Raw genomic sequence first — 20424 nt, 5'->3', positions numbered from 1 at the left:
TCCGGTCCGCCGACCGCCGCCGCTCAGAAGCGGCCGTCCTTGTTGAACGGTGCGATGAGCGCCGGCAACGCCAACCCCGCGCGGCACAGATCGTGCAGCAACCGCGAAAGCTCAGCCCGGGTCAGCATCTCCAACTGCTCCGGCTCCCGATGCGGCACGTCCAGAGCCCGCGCCGCCTCCACGGCCCGTGCCCCGATCGCCGCCTCCACCGCCCACAACCGCTGGGCCAGCATCGCGATGTGCGCGGAGCGGGTCAGCTCCTCGTGCAGCCGCAGCAACCGGCGCAGGTCGGCGGCCAGCTTCTCGATCGGCGGCCCGAGCGGCTGCGGCTGTTCCGCCCGGCGACCGGGCCAGGACTGCGACACACCGGCCCACCAGCGCGGCGAGTAGATGACGACCGCGCCGATCAAAGTGGGCGTCACGGTGATGAGGGCGAGTTTCCCCACGTCGAGCAGGCTCACGGTGCGCTCCTTCAGCCCGCGTGCATGGACACCTCTCTGACGATCCGCCCGCCCGCAATCACCGTCAAGCCGGATCTGTGCGACGCCCGAAGTGGATCTCCGCAGGTCAGCGGGTGCGGCCGCGGCTCACCAGGCGGGTGATCGGCATCGGCGGCGCCGGGATGTCCGGGCCGTCGTAGCCGCGGACCACGCCGAACGGTCCTCCTGCGGCCCGGTCCTCCCAGGCCTGGCGGGCCGTCACGATCTCGTCGTGGTCGCGGCCCACGAAGTTCCACCACATCACGAGCCGTTCGCTGAACGGTTCGCCGCCCAGCAGCATCAGCCTGGTCGCCGGTCCCGCGACCAGGCGCAGCTCGGTGCGTCCCTCGCCGAGGTAGAGCAGCGGTCCCGGCTCGACCGGCACGTCCGCCGCGGTCACCGCGCCGTCGATGACCAGCACCGCGTACTCGAAATCGGGTCTCAGGGGCAGCGCGGCCGTGCTCCCGGCAGCCAGGGTGATCTCCGCTCCCAGCAGGGGAGTGTCGCAGCGGGCGGGGGAGACCGCCCCGGCCAGGTCGCCCATCAGCACGGTGGCGGTGAGGCCGCCGTCGGTGAGCACCGGCAGCTCCGCGTGCTGGGTGAAGGCCGGCGGTCCGCCGCGGGTCGCGTCCGGCAGAGCCACCCAGAGCTGAACCCCCTGGAGTACGCCGCTGTTGTCGGCCGGGGTCTCCTCCGAGTGGGAGATGCCGCGCCCGGCGGTCATCAGGTTGAGCTGGCCCGGCCTGATCTCCTGCAGGCTGCCGAGGCTGTCGCGGTGCACGATCTCCCCGGCGACCAGCCAGCTCACCGTCTGCAGCCCGATGTGCGGGTGCGGGCCGACGCGCATCCCCGCCGAACCCGCGAGCCGGTGCGGCCCGTACGCGTCCAGGAAGCACCACGCCCCGACCATCCGCCGGTGCTTGCTGGGCAGCGTCCGGGTCACCGTCAGCCCGCGCGGCCCGCCGAGGGCGACCGGGGTGCCTTCGAGGATCTCCACCCCGGCCGGGGGCGTCGTCACGTCAGGAATGCTCACCGTTGAAAGCTACCGCCGTTCCCGCGCTCAGCGGAGCGGCTCGCAGCAGGCTTGCGCCCAGCGCCACCACGGCCAGGGCGAGCGGCGCGGTGATCGGCACGACCAGCAGCGTCGCCGTACGGCCCGCCAGCAGCCCGCCGAAGCCGACGATCGAGACGCCGAGGACGCCCAGCGTGCACATCGTCGCTCCGAGCGCGGCCCGCGCGGCCGATCCCGCGGTGATCATCGTGGGCCGGGGTGTGTCGAAGCGGCGGAAGACCAGTACCAGGCCGGCGGTGACCAGCGCGGCAGCCGCCAGCCAGAGCGGCCGGGTCGCCCACCAGCCGGCCGACCCGGGTGCTCCGGCGGTCAGGCCGCGGGCCGCCACCAGGACGACGAACGCGGCGGTCAGGTGCCAGAGGAACGCCGTCATGGCCAGCCCGTTCGCCGCCACCACGGCCTGCCACACCCGGGCCCGGCTCAGCAGCCGGGTGGCCGGAACCCGGACCAGCAGCACGAGACCGATCAGCCAGACCGCGTGCGCGGCCAGCGCCACCGTCGGCGGCGACATGTTGGACACCGTCTCGCCCGGCACCCCGACCATCGACACCGGGTACGGCCCCACCGTCGTCAGCAGCAGCACCGCGCCGAGCCCGCCACCGGCCAACAGCAGGGCGAGTCGCCGGCCACCGCGCTGCAGCGTCCCGTCGGCGTAGAAGAAGCCGAGCTGGTGCACGCCGGCCCAGACCACCAGCAGGTTCAGCACGGCGATCCGCGGGTGCCCGGCGAAGCGCAGCACGTCCACGCCGACCGCCACCGCCAGCAGCAGCACCGGCACCTTCGCGCCGAAGCGCTCGTGCAGCCGCCACATCACCGGTGCCAGCGCGACGAGTCCCAGGTAGACGGCGAGGAACCACAGCGGCTGCACCGCCGTCCGCAGCGCCACCCGGATCAGGCCCTGGTCGTGGCCGGCCAGGGCCACGCCGAGGGCCACGGCCAGCCAGACCGTGAGGAAGACCGCGGTCGGGCGCAGCAGCCGGGCCGTACGGGACCGGGTGAAGTCCGCGTAGCCGCCGCCGCGGCGCCGGATCGAGGTCAGGGCGGTCGCGTGGGCGAAGCCGCCGACCAGGAAGAACACCGGCATCACCTGCAGCAGCCAGGTGATCGGCTGCAACCGGGGGACCAGGGCCAGCACGTTGGTCACCCGGGTGCCGCCGTCGGCGCCGGTGACCGGTACGGCCATCAGCCAGTGCCCGGCGATCACCACGCCGAGCGAGGCGACGCGGAGCAGGTCGACGTAACGGTCCCGGCCGGGCGGGGTCGCGGCCGCCAGGGACGCGGCGGAGGCGCCGGGCACGGTGGTGGAGGTCATGCCGGATACCCTGCCGGGCCGGTGACCTGGGCGGATGGGTGTGCGTACTCAACTCCGACCGGGTACCGGCGCTGACAACGGGCGCTGCCGGCAGTACGGTGGCCGCTGCTTCTCCGACCGGGAGGTCGACGTGCGTCCCGTACTCGCTGCCCTGCTCGTCGCGGCTCTTGCCGGTTGCAGCGCCGACAAGCCGAAGCCCGTGGAAAGCCCGCCCAGCGCAGCGGCACCGAGTGCCGTGCCGACATCCTCGGCCCGGCCGGTGACGCCCGCGCAGCTGCCGCAGGGCGGTACCCGGATCTTCCCGGCGTACCGGGTCGTCGCCTACTACGGCACCGCGGGCAACAGCAGCCTCGGGGTGTTGGGCGAGGGCAGCCCGGACAAGATGCTGCCGAAGCTGCGGGCCGCGGCGAAACCGTTCGCCGGTGGCCGCCGGGTGCAGCCCGCGTACGAGTTGATCGCGAGCGTCGCCCAGGCCGGCCCGGGCGCCGACGGCAACTACAGCCGGATGATCCCGCTCAGCCGCATCCAGGAGTACGTCGAGCACGCCCGCCGGCACCAGGTCCTGCTCATCCTGGACCTGCAGCCGGGCCGCGGCGACTCCTGCCGCAGGCCCGCCGGCTGGAACGCTTCCTGGTGCAGCCGCACGTCGGGCTGGCCCTGGACCCGGAATGGCGGATGCCGGAGGGCAAGGTGCCCGGCAAGACCATCGGCCGGGTCGGCGCCGCCGAGGTCAACCGCGTCTCCGGCTACCTGTCCGGCCTGGTCCGGGCGCACAAGCTGCCGGAGAAACTGTTCGTGCTGCACCAGTTCCGGGCGTCGATGCTGCCGGACATCACCCGGATCAGGAAGCAGCCCGGGCTGGCCCTGGTGCAGCACGTCGACGGCTTCGGCACCCGCTCGGAGAAGGACGCCACCTGGAACAGGCTGCGCCGCCCGCAGCAGTTCCACCTCGGCTACAAACTGTTCTACGACGAGGACGTCAAGCGCTACCGGGCGGCCGACGTGCTCAGGTTCAAGCCCGTTCCCGAGCTGGTGAGCTTCCAGTAGCGCCCAGGCTGGCCGAGCCCAGCACCCGGGTGATCGTCACCTCGATGACGACCCGCTGCGGGTTGGGCCGGGGCCGGCGGTAGCGCTCGGCGTAACGGCGCTCGGCCTCGGCCACCGACTCCGGGTCGTCGCGGACCACGGCGCGGCCCTCGATCGTGCTCCAGCGTGGACCGTCGACCTGGCAGATCGCCACCCGGTCACCGCCCGCGCGGACCTGGCGGACCTTGGCCGAGCCGCCGGAGGCGATCACCCGCAGCAGGCCCGCCGCCGGGTCGACGGTGGCACCGACCGGCACCACGTGCGGCGAGCCGTCGGTGCGCAGCGTGGTCAGCGTGCAGAGGTGCCGCTCGGTCCAGAACTCCAGAACTGCCGGGGCTGACAGGGACAGCCGACCACTCATGCTTGCTCCGTCGGTAGGTGACCCTGGCGCACGGCGGCGACCAGGCGTTGGTGGTCGCTCTCGACCTGGTCCGCGTACGCGCGGGCGAACTTGCACAGCATGTCGTCGAGCTTGTCGCTGCCGCCGATGTAGCCCGCGATCATGGAAGCGCCGCTGGTCCGGGCGTGGCTCTTGGCGAGCAGGTAACCGCAGATGCCGGCGTAGTCGGCCAGCGCGCCCGCGTTGATGTCCTCGACCAGGATCGCGCCCTTCATGTCGCGGAACTGCCGCACGTAGAACTGCAGCTCGCCCACGGTGGCCCAGCCCAGCAGCGGGTCGCTGACGGTCTGCAGCGCCTGCTGGTACTCCACCACGCGCTGGCCCTGGTGCCGGTGCCAGGCCACCGAGCCGTGCTGGTGCTTCGCGATCACCGACCGGCGGGCCTGCTTGAGCTGGAGGAACACCACGTCGTCGGGGCTGCTGCCCTCGCACAGCGCGACGTACGCCCGTAGCCCCACCGACCCCACGCCGACCACCTTGTGCGCGATGTCGACGATCCGGTAGCCGGCCAGAATGCGCGCCCAGTGCGGTGGCAGCGTGTTCAGGTAGCCGTCCAGGGCCGCGGCCAGGTGGTCGAGCTCCTTGTCGCTGGGCCGGGTGATCAGCGGCGGCTCCTGCACCAGCCGGACGGTGCCGTCGCGGTGCTCGGTGAAGCGCGGCAGCGCCCGGTCGCTGGTGCGCCGGCGGGCCCGGCGGGCGGCCCGTTCGATCTCGTCGCGGAAGCCGGGCTTGGTGGCCGCCTTGCGCAGGTCGTCCACGTCGAGGGCGGCGAACGAGCGGGCCAGCAGCGGCAGCTCGGCGAGGTGGCCGATCTGCTCGCGGTATTCCTCGACGCAGTGCTGTACCGCGTCGGCGCAGGCGTGCTCGCGGAAGCCGTTCTGCCGGCCGGCCACCCAGACGCTGGTGACCAGCCGGCGCAGGTCCCATTCCCAGGCGCCGGGATGGGCCTCGTCGAAGTCGTTCAGGTCGAAGACCAGTTCGCGTTCGGGGGAGGCGTAGAAGCCGAAGTTGCCCAGGTGGGCGTCGCCGCAGATGACCGGGGTGATGCCGGTGTGCGGCAGGGGAGCGAAGTCGTCGGCCATGATGTTGGCCGAGCCGCGCAGGAACGCGTACGGCGAGGCGATCATCCGGCCCACCCGGACCGGAACCAGCCGGGGCAGCCGCCCCTCGTGCGCGTCGGCGATCTGCTGGACCGGGTCGACGCGGTCCGGCGCCGGGGTCCAGTGGGCGAGGTCGGAACGCGGCGAACGCTCGCGCAGGGAGCGGCCGAGTTCGTAGCGCTCGGCGCGCGACGGCGCGGACTTGCGCAGGGACGCGAAGCCGTGGTCACGACGGGTGTCGAGCACGACGTGGCCGGCCGGTGGCGGGGAAACCGGTGCTGCGTCCATCACCGCCGAGCGTACGGGTCCGCACCGGTCCGGCTGTTGACGAGGGTCTTGTTATCGCTAACAATGACCGTCGGGTCCACCCTCCGGGACACCCACGCCCATGGTGGTGCGCGACGGGACGAGGTGCGGCGATGGATGTGCACGCGGCGCGCAGCCCCGCCATGACCGATGTCGCCCGGCTGGCCGGAGTCTCGCACCAGACCGTCTCCCGGGTCCTCAACGACCATCCGAATGTGCGCGAACAGACCCGCCTGCGGGTACGCGCGGCCATCGCCGAGCTGGGTTACCGGCCCAACCGGGCGGCCCGGGCCCTGGTCACCGGCCGCTCCCAGCTGATCGGCATCGTCGCGCAGAACAGCACCCTCTACGGCCCGGCCTCGCTGCTGGCGGCCTTCGAGCAGGCCGCGGCCGAGGCGGGTTTCGCGGTCAGCGTGGGCAGCGTCGGGCGCCTGGACCGGGAGTCGATCGCGGGGGCCGTCGAGCGGCACCTGGACCAGCGGGTCGCCGGCCTGGTGGTGATCGCGCCGGTGAAGTCCGCCGACGACGCCCTCGAGGGCATGCCGGCCGGGGTGCCGCTGGTGACCATCGACGGTGATCCGCAGCGGTCGCACACTCTGGTGACCGTGGATCAGGCCGCCGGGGCGCGCGCCGCGACCCGGCATCTGCTCGCCGCCGGGCACCGTACGGTCTGGCACATCTCCGGCCCGCCCGAGTGGTACGACGCGGCCTGGCGCATCGAGGGCTGGCGGGCCGCCCTGCACGAGGCCGGCGCCGAGGTGCCGCCGCTGGTGAACGCCGACTGGTCGGCGGCCTCCGGCTACGACGCGGGCCGGATGCTGGCGCGGATGCCCGAGGTGACCGCGGTCTTCGCGGCCAACGACCACCAGGCGCTCGGCCTGCTGCGGGCGTTCAGCGAGCACGGCCGCCGGGTGCCGCACGACGTGAGCGTGATCGGCTTCGACGACGTGCCGGAGGCGGCCTTCTTCATCCCGCCGCTGACCACCGTGCGGCCGTCCTTCGACGCGGTCGCCCAGGCCGGCCTGGACCTGCTGCTGGCCCAGATCACCGACCCCGCCACGCCGCCGAACCGCGTGGTCATCGCCCCGTCGCTGGTCGAACGGGCCAGTGTGGCCCCACCTGCCTGAACGGTTTCGCCAAGGTTGCCGCGTTGTAACCACAGAGCCGTTGACATCGGAAATGTTAGCGCTCACACTCGATCCCACGCCGCCTGTCGTGTGGTCTGTGACACGCCGGCGCCACGCCGGATCCCCCTTCCCGGAGGTATTCAGTCATGCCTGTCGCTCCGTCCGAGACCTATGTGATCGGCGTCGACTTCGGCACCCTCTCCGGCCGGGCCGTGGTCGTCCGGGTGTCCGACGGCACCGAGCTCGGCTCGGCCGTCCACGAATACCCGCACGCCGTGCTCACCGAGGCCCTGCCCGACGGCACCCCGCTCGGCCACGACTGGGCGCTGCAGGTGCCCGGCGACTACGTCGAGGTCCTCCAGCAGGCGGTGCCCGCCGCGGTGCGCGCCGCCGGCATCGACCCGGCCCAGGTGGTCGGCATCGGCACCGACTTCACCGCGTGCACCATGGTGCCGACGCTGGCCGACGGCACGCCGCTCAGCGAGCTCGAGGGGCTGGCGAGCCGGCCGCACGCGTACGTCAAGCTCTGGAAGCACCACGCCGCCCAGCCGCACGCCGACCGGATCAACCAGCTCGCCGCCAAGCGCGGCGAGCCCTGGCTGCCGCGCTACGGCGGCCTGATCTCCTCGGAGTGGGAGTTCGCCAAGGCGCTGCAGCTGCTGGAGGAGGACCCCGAGCTGTACGCGCGGATGGACCGCTGGGTCGAGGCCGCCGACTGGATCATCTGGCAGCTCACCGGCTCCTACGTCCGCAACGCCTGCACGGCCGGTTACAAGGGCATCCGCCAGGACGGGCACTACCCGTCGCCGGAGTTCCTGAGCGAGCTCAACCCGGACTTCGCGAGCTTCGTGGCCGACAAGCTGGACCAGCCGATCGGGCAGCTCGGTGCCGCCGCCGGCACGCTGAGCGCCGAGGCCGCCGGTTGGACCGGCCTGCCCGAGGGCATCGCGGTGGCGGTCGGCAACGTCGACGCGCACGTCACCTCGGCCGCGGCCCAGGCCCTCGAGCCGGGCCAGATGGTCGCCATCATGGGCACCTCGACCTGCCACGTGATGAACGGGGCCGAGGTCGCCGAGGTGCCCGGCATGTGCGGCGTCGTGCAGGGCGGCATCGTCGAGGGCCTGTACGGCTACGAGGCCGGCCAGAGCGGCGTCGGCGACATCTTCGCCCACTACCTGCGCTACCTGGCCCCCGAGTTCACCCACGAGCACCTCACCGAGCTGGCCGCGCGGCAGCGGCCGGGCGAGCACGGCCTGATCGCGCTGGACTGGCACAGCGGCAACCGCTCGGTGCTGGTCGACCACGAGCTGTCCGGCCTGCTCGTCGGCGAGACGCTGGCGACCCGGCCCGAGGACGTCTACCGGGCGCTGATCGAGGCGACCGCGTTCGGCACCCGGACCATCGTCGAGACGTTCAACGCCGCCGGCGTGCCGGTGCGCGAGTTCGTCGCGGCCGGTGGGCTCGTCAAGAACCCCCTGCTCATGCAGATCTACGCCGACGTGCTGCGGATGCCGCTGTCGGTGATCGGCTCCGACCAGGGCCCGGCGCTGGGCTCGGCGATCCACGCGGCGGCCGCCGCCGGCGCGTACCCGGACGTCCGCGCGGCCGCGGCGGCGATGGGCCGCAAGGAAACCGCGGTCTACCAGCCCGACCCGGCCGCGGCCGAGGTCTACGACGAGCTGTTCGCCGAGTACACCAAGCTGCACGACTACTTCGGCCGCGGCGCCAACAAGGTCATGCGCAACCTGCGGGCCGTCCAGCGCCGGGTGGCCGCCCGGTGAAACCTCTCGATCGCAACCAGCACGCCTACGGACAGGAGTCCACCCGATGAAGCCGCAGATCTGGTTCCTCACCGGCAGCCAGCACCTCTACGGGCCCGAGACCCTGGACCAGGTCGCCTCCCAGTCGCAGCAGATCCAGCAGCTCCTGACGACGTCCGGGGGCATCTCCGCGGAGATCGTCAGCAAGCCGGTGCTCACCGACAGCGCGGCGATCCGGACGGTCATGCTGGCGGCCAACGCCGACCCGGCCTGCCTGGGCGTGATCGCCTGGATGCACACGTTCTCCCCGGCCAAGATGTGGATCACCGGCCTGGACGCGCTGCGCAAGCCCCTGCTGCACCTGCACACCCAGCTCAACCAGGCGCTGCCGTGGGCGTCCATCGACATGGACTTCATGAACCTCAACCAGGCCGCGCACGGCGACCGGGAGTTCGGCTACATCCAGACCCGGATCGGCGTGGCCCGCAAGACCGTCGCCGGGCACGCGTCCGATCCGTCCGTGGTGACCCGGATCGACGGCTGGGTGCGGGCCGCGGCGGGCGTGCAGCGCCTGCGCAGCCTGCGGCTGGCCCGCTTCGGCGACAACATGCGCGACGTGGCCGTCACCGAGGGCGACAAGGTCGAGGCCGAGCTGCGCTTCGGCGTCTCGGTCAACACGTACGGCGTGAACGACCTGGTCGCGGTGGTCGACGCGGTTCCGGACAGCGAGGTCGACGCGCTGGCGGCGGAGTACGCGGACGCGTACACGCTGGACCCGCAGCTGGCCCGCGGCGGTGACCGGCACGAGTCGCTGCGCTACGCCGCGCGGATCGAGGCCGGCCTGCGGCAGTTCCTCACCGAGGGCGGCTTCGGCGCCTTCACCACCAACTTCGAGGACCTGGGCGGCCTGCGCCAGCTGCCCGGCCTGGCCGTGCAGCGGCTGATGGCCGACGGCTACGGCTTCGGCGGCGAGGGCGACTGGAAGACCTCCGCGCTGCTCGCGGCGGTCAAGGCGATGGGTACGGGCACCGGCCGCGGCACCTCGTTCATGGAGGACTACACCTACCACTTCGGCCCGGGTGAGCAGAAGATCCTCGGCGCGCACATGCTCGAGGTCTGCCCGAGCATCGCCGCCGACCGGCCGTCGTGCGAGATCCACCCGCTGGGCATCGGTGGCCGCGAGGACCCGGTGCGGCTGGTCTTCGACGCCGCGCCCGGCCCGGGTGTGGTGATCGGCCTGGCCGACATCGGCGACCGGTTCCGGCTGGTCGCCAACACCATCGAGGTCACCGCGCCGGACGAGCCGCTGCCCAGGCTGCCGGTGGCCCGCGCGGTCTGGAAGCCGGCCCCGTCGCTGGCCACGTCGGCCGAGTCCTGGCTGACCGCGGGCGGGCCGCACCACACCGTGCTCACCCAGGCGGTCGGGGCGGAGCCGCTGCGCGACTTCGCCACGATGCTCAACACTGAACTGCTGCTCATCGACGAGAACACGACCACGCACGACTTTGCCGATCGGGTTCGGTGGAACCAGGCGTACTACCGGCAATACGCGCGGTAAGTACGTATCGCCTGCGTAACAACAGTGTCGAGAAATGTTTACTTATGATCGCACGTGCGGGAAAGTTGCCCGGTCGTGCGCCCACCATCGCAAGGAGAGAACGATGAAGTTGACCCGGCTCGCGTCAGTGGCCACGGCCATGACGCTCACGGTGGCCCTGGCCGCCTGTGGCTCCAGTGAGAAGACGGCCGACCAGGAAGGCGCCGGCGCCGCCGACAACAAGGGCGCGCTGATCGGCGTGACCATGCCGACGCGTTCCTCCGAGCGGTGGATCGGTGACGGTGACAACCTCAAGAAGCAGCTCGAGGCCAAGGGCTACAAGGTCGACCTGCAGTACGCCGAGGACGACATCCCCACCCAGGTGAACCAGCTGGACAACCAGATCACCCGGGGCGCCAAGCTGCTGATCATCGCGTCGATCGACGGCACCGCGATCACCACGCAGCTGGCGAGCGCCAAGGAGAACAACATCCCGGTCATCGCCTACGACCGGCTGATCCGCAACAGCCCGAACGTGGACTACTACGCCACCTTCGACAACTTCAAGGTCGGCGTCCAGCAGGCGACCTCGCTGCTGGTCGGCCTGAAGCTGCTCAAGGAGGACGGCACCACCAAGGGCGACGCCAAGGGCCCGTTCAACATCGAGCTGTTCGCCGGCTCGCCGGACGACAACAACGCCACGTTCTTCTTCAACGGCGCGATGTCGGTGCTCCAGCCGTACATCGACAACAAGACCCTGGTGGTCAAGAGCGGCCAGACCGACTTCAAGAAGGTCGCGATCCTGCGCTGGAAGCCGGCCGTCGCCCAGGACCGCATGGAGAACCTGCTGACCTCGACGTACAAGGGCGGCGCCAAGGTCGACGGCGTGCTGTCGCCGTACGACGGCCTGAGCATCGGCATCCTGTCCGCGCTCAAGAGCAACGGCTACGGCACCGCCGGCCAGCCGTACCCGGTCGTCACCGGCCAGGACGCCGAGCAGGCGTCGGTCAAGTCGATCATCGCCGGTGAGCAGTTCGCCACCATCTACAAGGACACCCGCAAGCTCGCCGACACCACCGTGCAGATGGCCGACGCCGTTCTCAAGGGCCAGAAGCCCACGACGAACAACGACAAGGACTACGACAACGGTGTCAAGGTCGTCCCGGCCCAGCTGCTGGACTCGGTGATCATCTACAAGAGCAACTACAAGAAGGAGCTCGTCGACTCGGGCTACTACAAGGAGTCGGACCTCCAGTAATCCGTACCGGTGCCCGCCGCCCACCCGGCGGCGGGCACCGCCTCCTTCGCGCGCGTGCGACCCTGGGGAGTGCCATGAGCGACACCATCCTGCGGATGCAGGACATCACCAAAACGTTTCCCGGGGTCAAAGCGCTCCAGGACGTCAACCTGACCGTACGTCGCGGCGAGATCCACGCGATCTGCGGCGAGAACGGCGCCGGCAAGTCCACCCTGATGAAGGTGCTGTCCGGGGTCTATCCGCACGGCTCCTACGAGGGTGAGATCACCTTCGAGGGCGAGGAGTGCCGGTTCTCCGGCATCCGCGACAGCGAGCACCGCGGCATCGTCATCATCCATCAGGAGCTGGCGCTGGCGCCGCAGCTGTCCATCGCCGAGAACATCTTCCTCGGCAACGAGCAGGCCACCCGTGGCCTGATCGACTGGAACCGCACCAACCACGCCGCCGGCCAGCTGCTGGCGCGGGTGGGCCTGCACGAGAGCCCGGTGACCCCGATCCTGGAGCTGGGCGTCGGCAAGCAGCAGCTCGTCGAGATCGCCAAGGCCCTGTCCAAGGAGGTCCGGCTGCTCATCCTCGACGAGCCGACCGCGGCGCTCAACGACGAGGACTCCGCGCACCTGCTGGGCCTGCTGCGCGGGCTGCGCGACGAGGGCATCACCTGCGTGATCATCTCGCACAAGCTCAACGAGGTCATGGCCATCGCCGACCGGGTCACCATCCTGCGTGACGGCCGCACGATCTCCACCCTGGACCTGGCGACCGACGAGGTCACCGAGGACAAGATCATCTCTGGCATGGTGGGCCGCGACCTCGACCACCGTTACCCGCCGCACGAGTCGCACGTGGGCGAGGAGGTGCTGCGGATCGAGGACTGGACCGTGCACAGCCCCACCCAGCACGGCCGGGTGGTGGTCAGCAACGCCAACCTGAGCCTGCGCCGTGGCGAGATCGTCGGACTGGCCGGGCTGATGGGCGCCGGGCGCACCGAACTGGCGATGAGCGTCTTCGGCCGTTCCTACGGCACCGGCATCACCGGGCGGATCATCAAGGACGGCAAGGAGATCCACCTGCGGTCGGTGCGCGATGCGATCGACCACGGCATCGCGTACGCGACCGAGGACCGCAAGCGGTACGGCCTGAATCTCATCGAGGACATCAAGCGCAACATCTCCGCGGCCGCCCTGGGCAAGCTGGCCAAGCGCGGCTGGGTGGACGAGAACGAGGAGTTCAAGACCGCCGGTGCCTTCCGCAAGAGCATGAACATCAAGGCGCCGAGCGTGCTGAGCATCACCGGCAAGCTCTCCGGGGGCAACCAGCAGAAGGTCGTGCTGTCCAAGTGGATCTTCACGAACCCGGATGTGCTGATCCTCGACGAGCCCACCCGCGGCATCGACGTCGGCGCCAAGTACGAGATCTACACGATCATCAACCGGCTCGCCGACGAGGGCAAGGCGGTGCTGGTCATCTCCTCCGAGCTGCCCGAGCTGCTCGGGATCTGCGACCGGATCTACACGCTGTCGGCCGGCCGGATCACCGGTGAGGTGCCGCGGGCCGAGGCCACCCAGGAGAACCTGATGACGCTGATGACCAAGGGAACGGAGTAACCGCGATGTCTGTCGCACCCACCAACGCCGACCTCGCGGTGGACGAGTCACCGGCGGCGCCGGCCGGCCCGACCGGGGACTCACCCCGCCGGTACAACCTGAACCTGCGCCAGAGCGGCATCTACATCGCGTTCGCGCTGATCGTCGTGCTGTTCTCGGTGCTCACCGGCGGTGACCTGCTGGCACCGCAGAACATCAGCAACATCATCGTGCAGAACTCGTACATCCTGATCCTGGCGATCGGGATGATCCTGATCATCATCGCCGGGCACATCGACCTGTCCGCCGGCTCGGTGGTCGCGGTCTGCGGCGCGGTCGCGGCCGTCCTGATGGTCGAGCAGAACGTGCCCTGGCCGCTGGCGCTGCTCATCACGCTGGTCGTCGGTGGTCTGATCGGCGCCTGGCAGGGCTACTGGATCGCCTACTTCGGCATCCCGGCCTTCATCGTCACGCTGGCCGGCATGCTGCTGTTCCGCGCGCTGACCCTGACCATCCTGGGCAACCGGGGCATCGGCCCGTTCCCGGACGAGGTCCGCACGCTGTCGAACGGCTTCACCGAGGGCTACCTGGGCAACGTCGGTCTCGGCGCGCTCGGCGGCGCCGACCTGTTCAGCCTGCTGGTCGGCGTGATCGCGGTCGGTGGCATCGTCTTCACCCAGTGGCGCACCCGCTCGGCCCGCCAGCAGTACGGCCAGGTCGTCGACCCGCTGCCGCTGTTCATCGGCCGGATCGCGGTGGCCTCGTTCCTGGTCATCGCCGTCATCGTGCAGCTGGCCCGGTTCAAGAACCTGCCCTGGGTGCTGGTGCTGCTGGCGTTCCTGGTGCTGGCGTACTCGCTGCTGACCAACCGGGCGGTCTTCGGCCGGCAGATCTACGCGGTCGGCGGCAACCTGCAGGCCGCGACGCTGTCCGGCGTCAAGGTCAAGTCGGTCATCTTCTGGATCTTCGTGAACATGGGCGTGCTGGCCGCCCTGGCCGGCGTGATCTTCGCCGGCCGGCTCAACCAGGCGAACCCGACGGCCGGCGCCAACTTCGAGCTGGACGCGATCGCGGCGGCCTTCATCGGCGGCGCGGCGGTCCAGGGCGGCGTCGGCAAGGTGGTCGGAGCCATCACCGGTGGCCTGATCATGGGTGTGATCAACAACGGCATGTCGCTGATCGGTGCCCAGAGCGAAACGGTCCTGCTGGTCAAGGGTGCAGTCCTGCTGGCCGCAGTGGCCTTCGACGTCTGGAGCAAGCGCCGCGCCGGCGCTTCCCGTTAGGGAGGTTCCGGGCGACGGGTGATAGGGGAGAAACGGCGGCGGCCCTTGGGGGGACCGCCGCCGTTTCGCATGTCCGGGTCGACATTCCGAAACTTCCGGTAGCTCGTGACCCGCGCCACCCCCGAACTGGTCCTGAGGCGCATCGAAATACCAGCTGGAAACCGGTTAAAAGCGGGCGTTGTGCGCGGTAACAAATTCCGGAAGTGTTCCGGGAACCATTGTTTCCGCGATGTTGCCATGCCAGCATGACGGTGGCATTGAAACCCGTCGTTCTTTGGATCAGGTCGTGCGATCCGAGAAGGAGGCCATCGTGGCAATCCCCCCTCCTGTCCACTCCGCCGGCACCCCGCGGCGCCGCTCGTTACGGGCCCGCGCGCTGCTCGCCGGGGCCGTCGCCGTCGTCGCGGCGACCGGCGCGGTGACGCTGATGCCGAACGCGAACGCCGCGGAGTCCACCCTCGGCGCGGCGGCGGCCCAGTCGGGCCGCTATTTCGGTACGGCGATCGCCGCGAGCCGGCTCAGCAACTCGACGTACTCCACGATCGCCGGCCGCGAGTTCAACATGATCACGGCTGAGAACGAGATGAAGCCCGACGCGACCGAGCCCAACCGGGGCCAGTTCAACTTCAGCGCCGGCGACCAGATCTACAACTGGGCGACTCAGCGGGGCATGAGGGTACGCGGTCACACCCTGGCCTGGCACGCCCAGCAGCCCGGCTTCTGGGGCAGCCTCAGCGGGAGCAGCCTGCGGCAGGCGATGATCGACCACATCAACGGCGTCATGGCCCACTACAAGGGCAAGCTCTACGCCTGGGACGTGGTCAACGAGGCCTTCGCCGAGAACGGCAGCCGGCGTTCGTCGAACCTGCAGTCCACCGGCAACGACTGGATCGAGGCGGCGTTCCGCGCGGCCCGCACCGCCGACCCGGGTGTGAAGCTCTGCTACAACGACTACAACATCGAGAACTGGACGTACGCCAAGACCCAGGGCGTCTACAACATGATCCGCGACTTCAAGTCGCGCGGCGTGCCGATCGACTGCGTCGGCCTGCAGACCCACTTCACCGGCGGTAGCTCGCTGCCGGGCAACTTCCAGACGACACTGTCGAGCTTCGCCGCGCTGGGCGTGGACGTGCAGTTGACCGAGGTCGACGTCACCAACTCGTCCACCTCGCAGTACGCCGGACTGACCCAAGCCTGCCTGAACGTGCCCCGCTGCACCGGCATCACCGTCTGGGGCGTACGGGACAGCGACTCCTGGCGCTCCAACGAGAACCCGCTGCTGTTCGACGGCAACGGCAACAAGAAGGCCGCGTACACCTCGGTTCTGAACGCCCTGAACGCGGCCGGACCGGGCACGCCGACCTCGCCGACCGCGGGCCCCGGCTCCCCGACCCCCTCGACCCCGCCGGGCTCGGGCACCCGGATCGTCGGCGCCCAGTCCGGCCGGTGCATTGACGTCCCGAACGCGACCCAGAACAACGGCACGCGGGTCCAGCTCTACGACTGCAACGGCGGCAGCAACCAGACCTGGACGCTGACGTCGAGCAAGCAGCTGACCGTGTACGGCAGCCGCTGCCTGGACGCGGCGGGCTCGGCCAACGGCTCGGCGGTGCAGATCTACAGCTGCAACGGACAGACCAACCAGCAGTGGAACGTCAACAGCAACGGCACCATCACGGGCGTGCAATCGGGACGCTGCCTCGACGTCTGGGGCACCGGCAACGGCCAGCAGGTCCAGCTCTACGACTGCAACAGCCAGGCGAACCAGCGCTTCAGCCTGAGCTGACCCGACGCAGACGATCACGGTGTGGCGGCAGCGACTTGCCGCCACACCGTTTCGCCGTCCGAGGTCCGGAAGTTTGGGACAGTGAAGCCATGGTGCCCACACTGATGCTGGTGGGCCTGGTGCTCGGCCGCTGGTGGCGTACGACCCTGGTGGCCGCCACGCTGGGCTGGCCCATCCTGCTGCTCGCCGACGACCTGATCGAACCGGGCTGGAACATCGCCGCCGCCGCGGGGGTGTCCGCGGCCAACACAGCGGCCGGCATCGTGGTCCACCAGGCGATCCGCTGGGCCGTACGCCGCGCCACCAGCAGAGCCTCCGAGGGGCCGCCGCCGGCGACGTAGTCAGCGGGCCGCGGCCAGGCCGAATCCGGCCGGGGTGACCTCCGGGAAGACCTCGGCCAGCGACCCGAAACCGCACCGCTTCTGCAGGATCTCGCCGATCACCGCGCGATAGTCCGTCGTCGCGGCCAGGTCGCCGGCGACCAGAGCGCCCGCCGCCAGGCCCGGCCACGTGCCGTACACCGTGCCGCCGCGCACGCCGCCGCCCATCAGCAGCATCGCGTTCCCGTGGCCGTGGTCGACCCCGCGGGACGCGTTCTCCGCCACCCGCCGGCCGAACTCGCTGACCGTCACCACCGTCACCGACGCCATGCCGGCCGGGCCCAGGTCGGCCGCGAACGCCGCCAGTGCCGTCGAGGTTTCCAGCAGGTTGTCGTACATGCGCTGGCCCTTGACCGCCGTGCCCAGGCCCTCGTGCATGTCCCAGTCGCCGGAGTCGACCGCCGCCGCGGCCAGGCCCACCTTTGCCTTGATCAGCCGGGCCACGTCCTTGAGGGCGTTGCCCAGGGGCGTGGCGGGGTAGGCCGCGCCGTTCGCCGGTGCGTACGCGGTTGCGCGTACCCCCGTGGTTGCCGTCAGGGCGGCGTCCGCCGCCAGGGCGGGACCGGCCAGCAGGCCGGGCGCGGTCGCGTACATCTTGCGCAGCGACGCCGCCATCGGGCGGTTCGCGCTCTCGCCGGCCAGCGTGAAGCCGTCGACCGAGGCCATCGACACGTCGGAGAAGGCGCCGCCGAGGAGCCGGGCCGGCATCGCGTTGCCCATCGCCACCGCGGCGAGCGGACCGGTGGCGCCGGTCAGGCCCAGCATCCGGTCCAGCCAGCCGCTGCGCAGGGACGTGCCCGCGGCCGCGCGTTCCATCTCCTCCATGGCGGCGAAGTGCGAGCGGGTCGGGTTCGGCTGGCCGACCGCGTGCACCGCGGCCAGGCTGCCGTTCTTCCACATCGGCAGCAGCGGGGCCAGGCCCGGGTGCAGGCCGAACATGCTGTTGCCGCCGATCGCCTGGCTCTTGGGCAGGGCGATCGTCGGGCGGAGCTTGTAGTAGTCGGGGTCGCCGATCGGGGCGATCGCCGACAGGCCGTCGAAACCGCCGCGCAGCGACAGCACCACGAGGGTGTCCCCGGTGTAGCCCTCGGCGGCGTACGCCAGCCGGGTGGACAGCCCCTCGCCGACCAGGCCGGCCAGCGCCCCGGCGGCGCCGGCCGCGAGGCCGCGGCCCAGGACGCCCCGGCGGGTGAGCAGCTTGTTCTCGTCGCAGCAGGCCTGTGCAGTCACGGTGGTCACCTCAGCTGGAAGGAGGGCGAGTCGAGGACGAGAGCGATCAGGTACGGCAGACTCCCGGCGACCGACTCCTTGCTGGTCAGAGAACTCGTCGGCAGCTTGCCGGCGACGCTTAGCACGGCCGCCACGTGATCGGCGGGCAGCGGGGTGCCGACCAGCCGCCGGGCCAGCGCGTCCACCAGCGCCCCGTACGTCCTGGGCAGCACCGGCACGAGGGACGTGAGCAGGTCGGCGGGACGGGTGAGCTGCTTGGGGTACCAGCCGGCGGCGAGGTTCAAGTGGCTGTTGCAGCGCATGAGGAACGCCGACGGTGACGCCCAGGCGGCGGCCACGTCCGGGAAGCCGTTCGGCGGGCTCCAGCGGAACGGGGCGTTGCCGGCATTGACGAGGTTGTTGTAGAGCGCGTCGAGCGCCTTCACGCCGGAGGTCTCCGGGCCCAGGCCCAGGGCACGGACCGTGGCGGTCAGGTCCTCGAACGGCGTACGGACCTTCTGGCCGATCGACGCGGCGAACTCCGGCGACGTGAACAGGGCCCGCAGCACCGGCCCGATCGACGTGTCGTTGTCGAGGTACACCTTGGCCAGCTTGGCGACCAGGGCGGCCGGGGCCTCGTCGGCGACGAAGCGCAGGCAGAGCTTGGTGGCCAGCCGCTCGGCGGTGGCCGGGTGCTTGGCCAGGTAGTCGAGGAACGCCAGCGCGGCCGCCTCGCCGCCCTCGGCGGTCGCGTTCGCGTGGCTGAAGCCCAGGATGCGGACGGCGCCGGTCGCGTGCTTGGCCGCGGTGTAGGTGTAGGTCCCCGTGGTCGTCACAGTCAGGCCGGTGAGCAGCTGGGCGGCGGCCTGCACGTCGGCCTCGGTGTAGATCATGCCGACGGTGTGCAGCTCCATCAGCTCGCGCGCGTAGTTCTCGTTCGGCAGGGTCCTGGTCGACGACCGGTTGTCCAGGTACGTCAGCATCGCCGGGTGCCGGGCTGAGGCCTTGAGCATGTCCGCGAAGCGCCCGAAGGTGTACTTGCGGGTGACCGTCTTGTCGTAGTCGCTGCGGCTGTCCCAGACCCCGCTGGACGGCGCCGAGATGTGCAGGTGGTTGGCCCAGAACGCGGCGGTGGTCTCGAACAGCTGCCGGTTGCTCCAGATCGCCCGGGCCACCGTGGCCCGGCCCAGCTGGCCGAACGCCTCGTACGAGTGCTTGGACAGCTTGGCGCGTACCGTCGCGATGTCGGCACCGGCCAGCGGCAGGCGGGTGAGCAGCGCGTCCAGTGCCGAGTCGTCGATCTTCGCCGGGTCGAGCTGGCGGTCCAGCCAGGCCGGCACGCCCAGCTTGGCCAGCTCGGCCAGGGCTGCCGGGGTGGGCCCGAAGGTGGCCCGGCGCAGCAGATGCGCGAGCGGATCGGCCGAGACCAGGTCGGTCGGCACGGCCGCCGCGGCGGCGGGCGCGGCCAGCGCCACGTCGAGGGCGAGGCCCCCGGCCGCGGTCACGGCGACGGCGGCGGCGCCACCGAGAACGGCGCGGCGGGTCGGCTCAGGCTTCGTCTGCATGCCAGGCCCTTCGGCGTGATCCGGCACCCGCCGCGCCGCCGCAACCGGACTCTCACCGCTCGCAATGCGCTTGCACCCGTCGCGTCACGGCGTCCCGGCACGTACGCTCGGGGCTGTGGATCAGATCGATGCGGTACGGACCCCGGCGTCCTGGGTCGTGGTAGGTCTCGACAACGGCGGCACCTGCAACAACGCCACCGTCCTGGACGCGACGGGCCAGTTCCTGGTCGATCATCTGGTGGAGAATCCGAGCCTGGTCACCGACGGCCCGGAGTCCGCGGTCGAGCAGCTCGCCGCGGCCTTCACCGGCATTCTCGAGCTGACCAGCACCCCGCGGACGCTGGTGCGCGCGGTCGGGCTGGACACCCCGGGCCCGGCCAGCGCCGACGGCGTCATCTCGTCGAAGGGCTCGACGAATTTCTCGCAGGTCTCCTGGCACGGCTTCGACATCCGCGGCGCCCTGCAGGCGCGCATCGGCCTGCCGGTGGTCTACAACAACGACGCGAACGCGGCCGCGCTCTACGCCCACCACCGGCACTTCGGCGCCGAGGCCATGGAGCGGTCGTCCGTGGCGGCGATCGTCGGCACCGGCCTGGGCGGGGGAGTGGTCGAGCTCGGCAAGGTGGTCAGCGGTGCGGCCGGCATGGCGGGCGAGCTGGGCCATGTGCAGATCCCGTTGCACGGCGTGCTGGAGGAGGACCAGCCGGTCCCGGAGTGCAACTGCGGCTTCGCCGGCGACGTGGAGAGCATCGCGTCGCTGACGGGCATCGCCAAGAACCTGCTGCCGTACTGGCTGCGGCGGTTCCCGGACCACCCGCTGGCCGGGGAACCGATCAGCCGGGCGGCCAAGCTGCTCCGCGGGTACGGCGAGAAGGAGGACCCGCTGGCCGTGGCGGTCTTCGAACAGCAGGCCAAGGCGATCGGCAAGCTGTTCACCATCGCGGCCAACTTCACCGACCCGGCCGCGTACTTCCTGGGTGGCGGCGTGGTAGAGGCGGCGCCGCACTTCCGCCAGTGGTTCCTCAACACGGTCCGCGAGCACACCCAGCTGCGGGCCGAGCAGCAGGCCGCGGCGACTTTCGCCCTGGTGCCCGACCTCGACATGGCCGGTGCCCGGGGAGCGGCCGTCGCCGCGCTGGAGACTGTACGCCCGGTCGGCTGACGCGCACTTGTCCACT

General features: G+C 71.0%; 18 protein-coding genes. 10 read left to right on the top strand and 8 right to left on the bottom strand.

Annotated features, from left to right (window positions below; all coding sequences use genetic code 11):
* Positions 1–23: 23 nt before the first annotated feature.
* From AB0C12_RS03220 to AB0C12_RS03205, 4 genes are all read right to left on the bottom strand, one after another.
* A complete protein-coding gene (locus tag AB0C12_RS03220) occupies positions 24–461 on the bottom strand; it encodes a hypothetical protein (RefSeq protein ID WP_360543606.1) in 438 nt (145 codons plus the stop codon).
* A 106-nt stretch (positions 462–567) separates the two neighbouring features.
* On the bottom strand, positions 568–1512 hold the full coding sequence (locus AB0C12_RS03215) for a pirin family protein (protein WP_360543604.1): 945 nt from the start codon (positions 1510–1512) through the stop codon (positions 568–570).
* A complete protein-coding gene (locus tag AB0C12_RS03210; RefSeq protein ID WP_360543602.1) occupies positions 1499–2863 on the bottom strand; it encodes an acyltransferase in 1365 nt (454 codons plus the stop codon). The genes AB0C12_RS03215 and AB0C12_RS03210 overlap by 14 nt, the downstream gene beginning before the upstream one ends.
* A 324-nt stretch (positions 2864–3187) precedes the next feature.
* Positions 3188–3358, bottom strand: a complete 171-nt coding sequence (locus tag AB0C12_RS03205; RefSeq protein WP_360543600.1) for a hypothetical protein — start codon at positions 3356–3358, stop codon at positions 3188–3190.
* A 138-nt stretch (positions 3359–3496) separates the two neighbouring features.
* Here AB0C12_RS03205 and AB0C12_RS03200 point away from each other — a divergent pair, with 138 nt between their 5' ends.
* Positions 3497–3910 carry a hypothetical protein gene (locus tag AB0C12_RS03200; RefSeq protein WP_360543598.1) on the top strand — a complete coding sequence of 138 codons (414 nt, stop codon included), beginning with the start codon at positions 3497–3499 and terminating at the stop codon, positions 3908–3910.
* On the opposite strand, the gene AB0C12_RS03195 is transcribed toward AB0C12_RS03200, so the two are convergent.
* On the bottom strand, positions 3876–4310 hold the full coding sequence (locus AB0C12_RS03195) for a TIGR03618 family F420-dependent PPOX class oxidoreductase (RefSeq protein ID WP_360543596.1): 435 nt from the start codon (positions 4308–4310) through the stop codon (positions 3876–3878). The genes AB0C12_RS03200 and AB0C12_RS03195 overlap by 35 nt on opposite strands.
* Positions 4307–5737, bottom strand: coding sequence for a DUF2252 domain-containing protein (locus AB0C12_RS03190; protein WP_360543594.1), 1431 nt, complete (start codon positions 5735–5737; stop codon positions 4307–4309). The genes AB0C12_RS03195 and AB0C12_RS03190 overlap by 4 nt, the downstream gene beginning before the upstream one ends.
* A 131-nt stretch (positions 5738–5868) precedes the next feature.
* Here AB0C12_RS03190 and AB0C12_RS03185 point away from each other — a divergent pair, with 131 nt between their 5' ends.
* The 8 genes from AB0C12_RS03185 to AB0C12_RS03150 all read left to right on the top strand — a co-directional run bounded on the left by AB0C12_RS03185 (position 5869) and on the right by AB0C12_RS03150 (position 16433).
* Entirely contained in the window at positions 5869–6882 is a 1014-nt protein-coding gene (locus tag AB0C12_RS03185; protein WP_360543592.1) for a LacI family DNA-binding transcriptional regulator, read from the top strand.
* Between the two features lie 146 nt (positions 6883–7028).
* Positions 7029–8663 carry a ribulokinase gene (gene araB, locus AB0C12_RS03180; RefSeq protein ID WP_360543590.1) on the top strand — a complete coding sequence of 545 codons (1635 nt, stop codon included), beginning with the start codon at positions 7029–7031 and terminating at the stop codon, positions 8661–8663.
* Positions 8664–8709: 46 nt separating this feature from the next.
* Positions 8710–10200, top strand: coding sequence for an L-arabinose isomerase (gene araA / locus AB0C12_RS03175; protein WP_360543588.1), 1491 nt, complete (start codon positions 8710–8712; stop codon positions 10198–10200).
* Positions 10201–10303: 103 nt separating this feature from the next.
* The gene (chvE, locus tag AB0C12_RS03170) at positions 10304–11437 is read left to right on the top strand and encodes a multiple monosaccharide ABC transporter substrate-binding protein (protein WP_360543586.1); all 1134 of its coding nucleotides are present in this window, start codon (positions 10304–10306) and stop codon (positions 11435–11437) included.
* Between the two features lie 74 nt (positions 11438–11511).
* Complete coding sequence (gene mmsA / locus AB0C12_RS03165) at positions 11512–13041, top strand: multiple monosaccharide ABC transporter ATP-binding protein (protein ID WP_360543584.1); 1530 nt, start codon at positions 11512–11514, stop codon at positions 13039–13041.
* A gap of 5 nt (positions 13042–13046) precedes the next feature.
* Positions 13047–14303, top strand: coding sequence for a multiple monosaccharide ABC transporter permease (gene mmsB / locus AB0C12_RS03160; protein ID WP_360543582.1), 1257 nt, complete (start codon positions 13047–13049; stop codon positions 14301–14303).
* 310 nt (positions 14304–14613) lie between these two features.
* Positions 14614–16092, top strand: a complete 1479-nt coding sequence (locus tag AB0C12_RS03155) for an endo-1,4-beta-xylanase (RefSeq protein ID WP_360543580.1) — start codon at positions 14614–14616, stop codon at positions 16090–16092.
* 89 nt (positions 16093–16181) lie between these two features.
* Positions 16182–16433, top strand: a complete 252-nt coding sequence (locus AB0C12_RS03150; RefSeq protein ID WP_360543578.1) for a hypothetical protein — start codon at positions 16182–16184, stop codon at positions 16431–16433.
* On the opposite strand, the gene AB0C12_RS03145 is transcribed toward AB0C12_RS03150, so the two are convergent.
* Together AB0C12_RS03145 and AB0C12_RS03140 are read right to left on the bottom strand one after the other, a co-directional pair.
* A complete protein-coding gene (locus AB0C12_RS03145) occupies positions 16434–17702 on the bottom strand; it encodes a DUF1501 domain-containing protein (protein ID WP_360543576.1) in 1269 nt (422 codons plus the stop codon).
* A gap of 5 nt (positions 17703–17707) precedes the next feature.
* Positions 17708–19246 (bottom strand): DUF1800 domain-containing protein, encoded by a 1539-nt coding sequence (locus AB0C12_RS03140; RefSeq protein WP_360543574.1) that lies wholly within the window; start codon positions 19244–19246, stop codon positions 17708–17710.
* Positions 19247–19361: 115 nt separating this feature from the next.
* Between AB0C12_RS03140 and AB0C12_RS03135 the strand changes: the two genes are divergently transcribed.
* On the top strand, positions 19362–20408 hold the full coding sequence (locus AB0C12_RS03135; protein WP_360543572.1) for an ROK family protein: 1047 nt from the start codon (positions 19362–19364) through the stop codon (positions 20406–20408).
* Positions 20409–20424: the final 16 nt, after the last annotated feature.

Source organism: Actinoplanes sp. NPDC048967 (assembly GCF_040649415.1).
Lineage (GTDB): Bacteria > Actinomycetota > Actinomycetes > Mycobacteriales > Micromonosporaceae > Actinoplanes.
The sequence above is the reverse complement of the archived record's forward strand: the minus strand, read 5'-3'. Positions and strand labels throughout refer to the sequence as shown.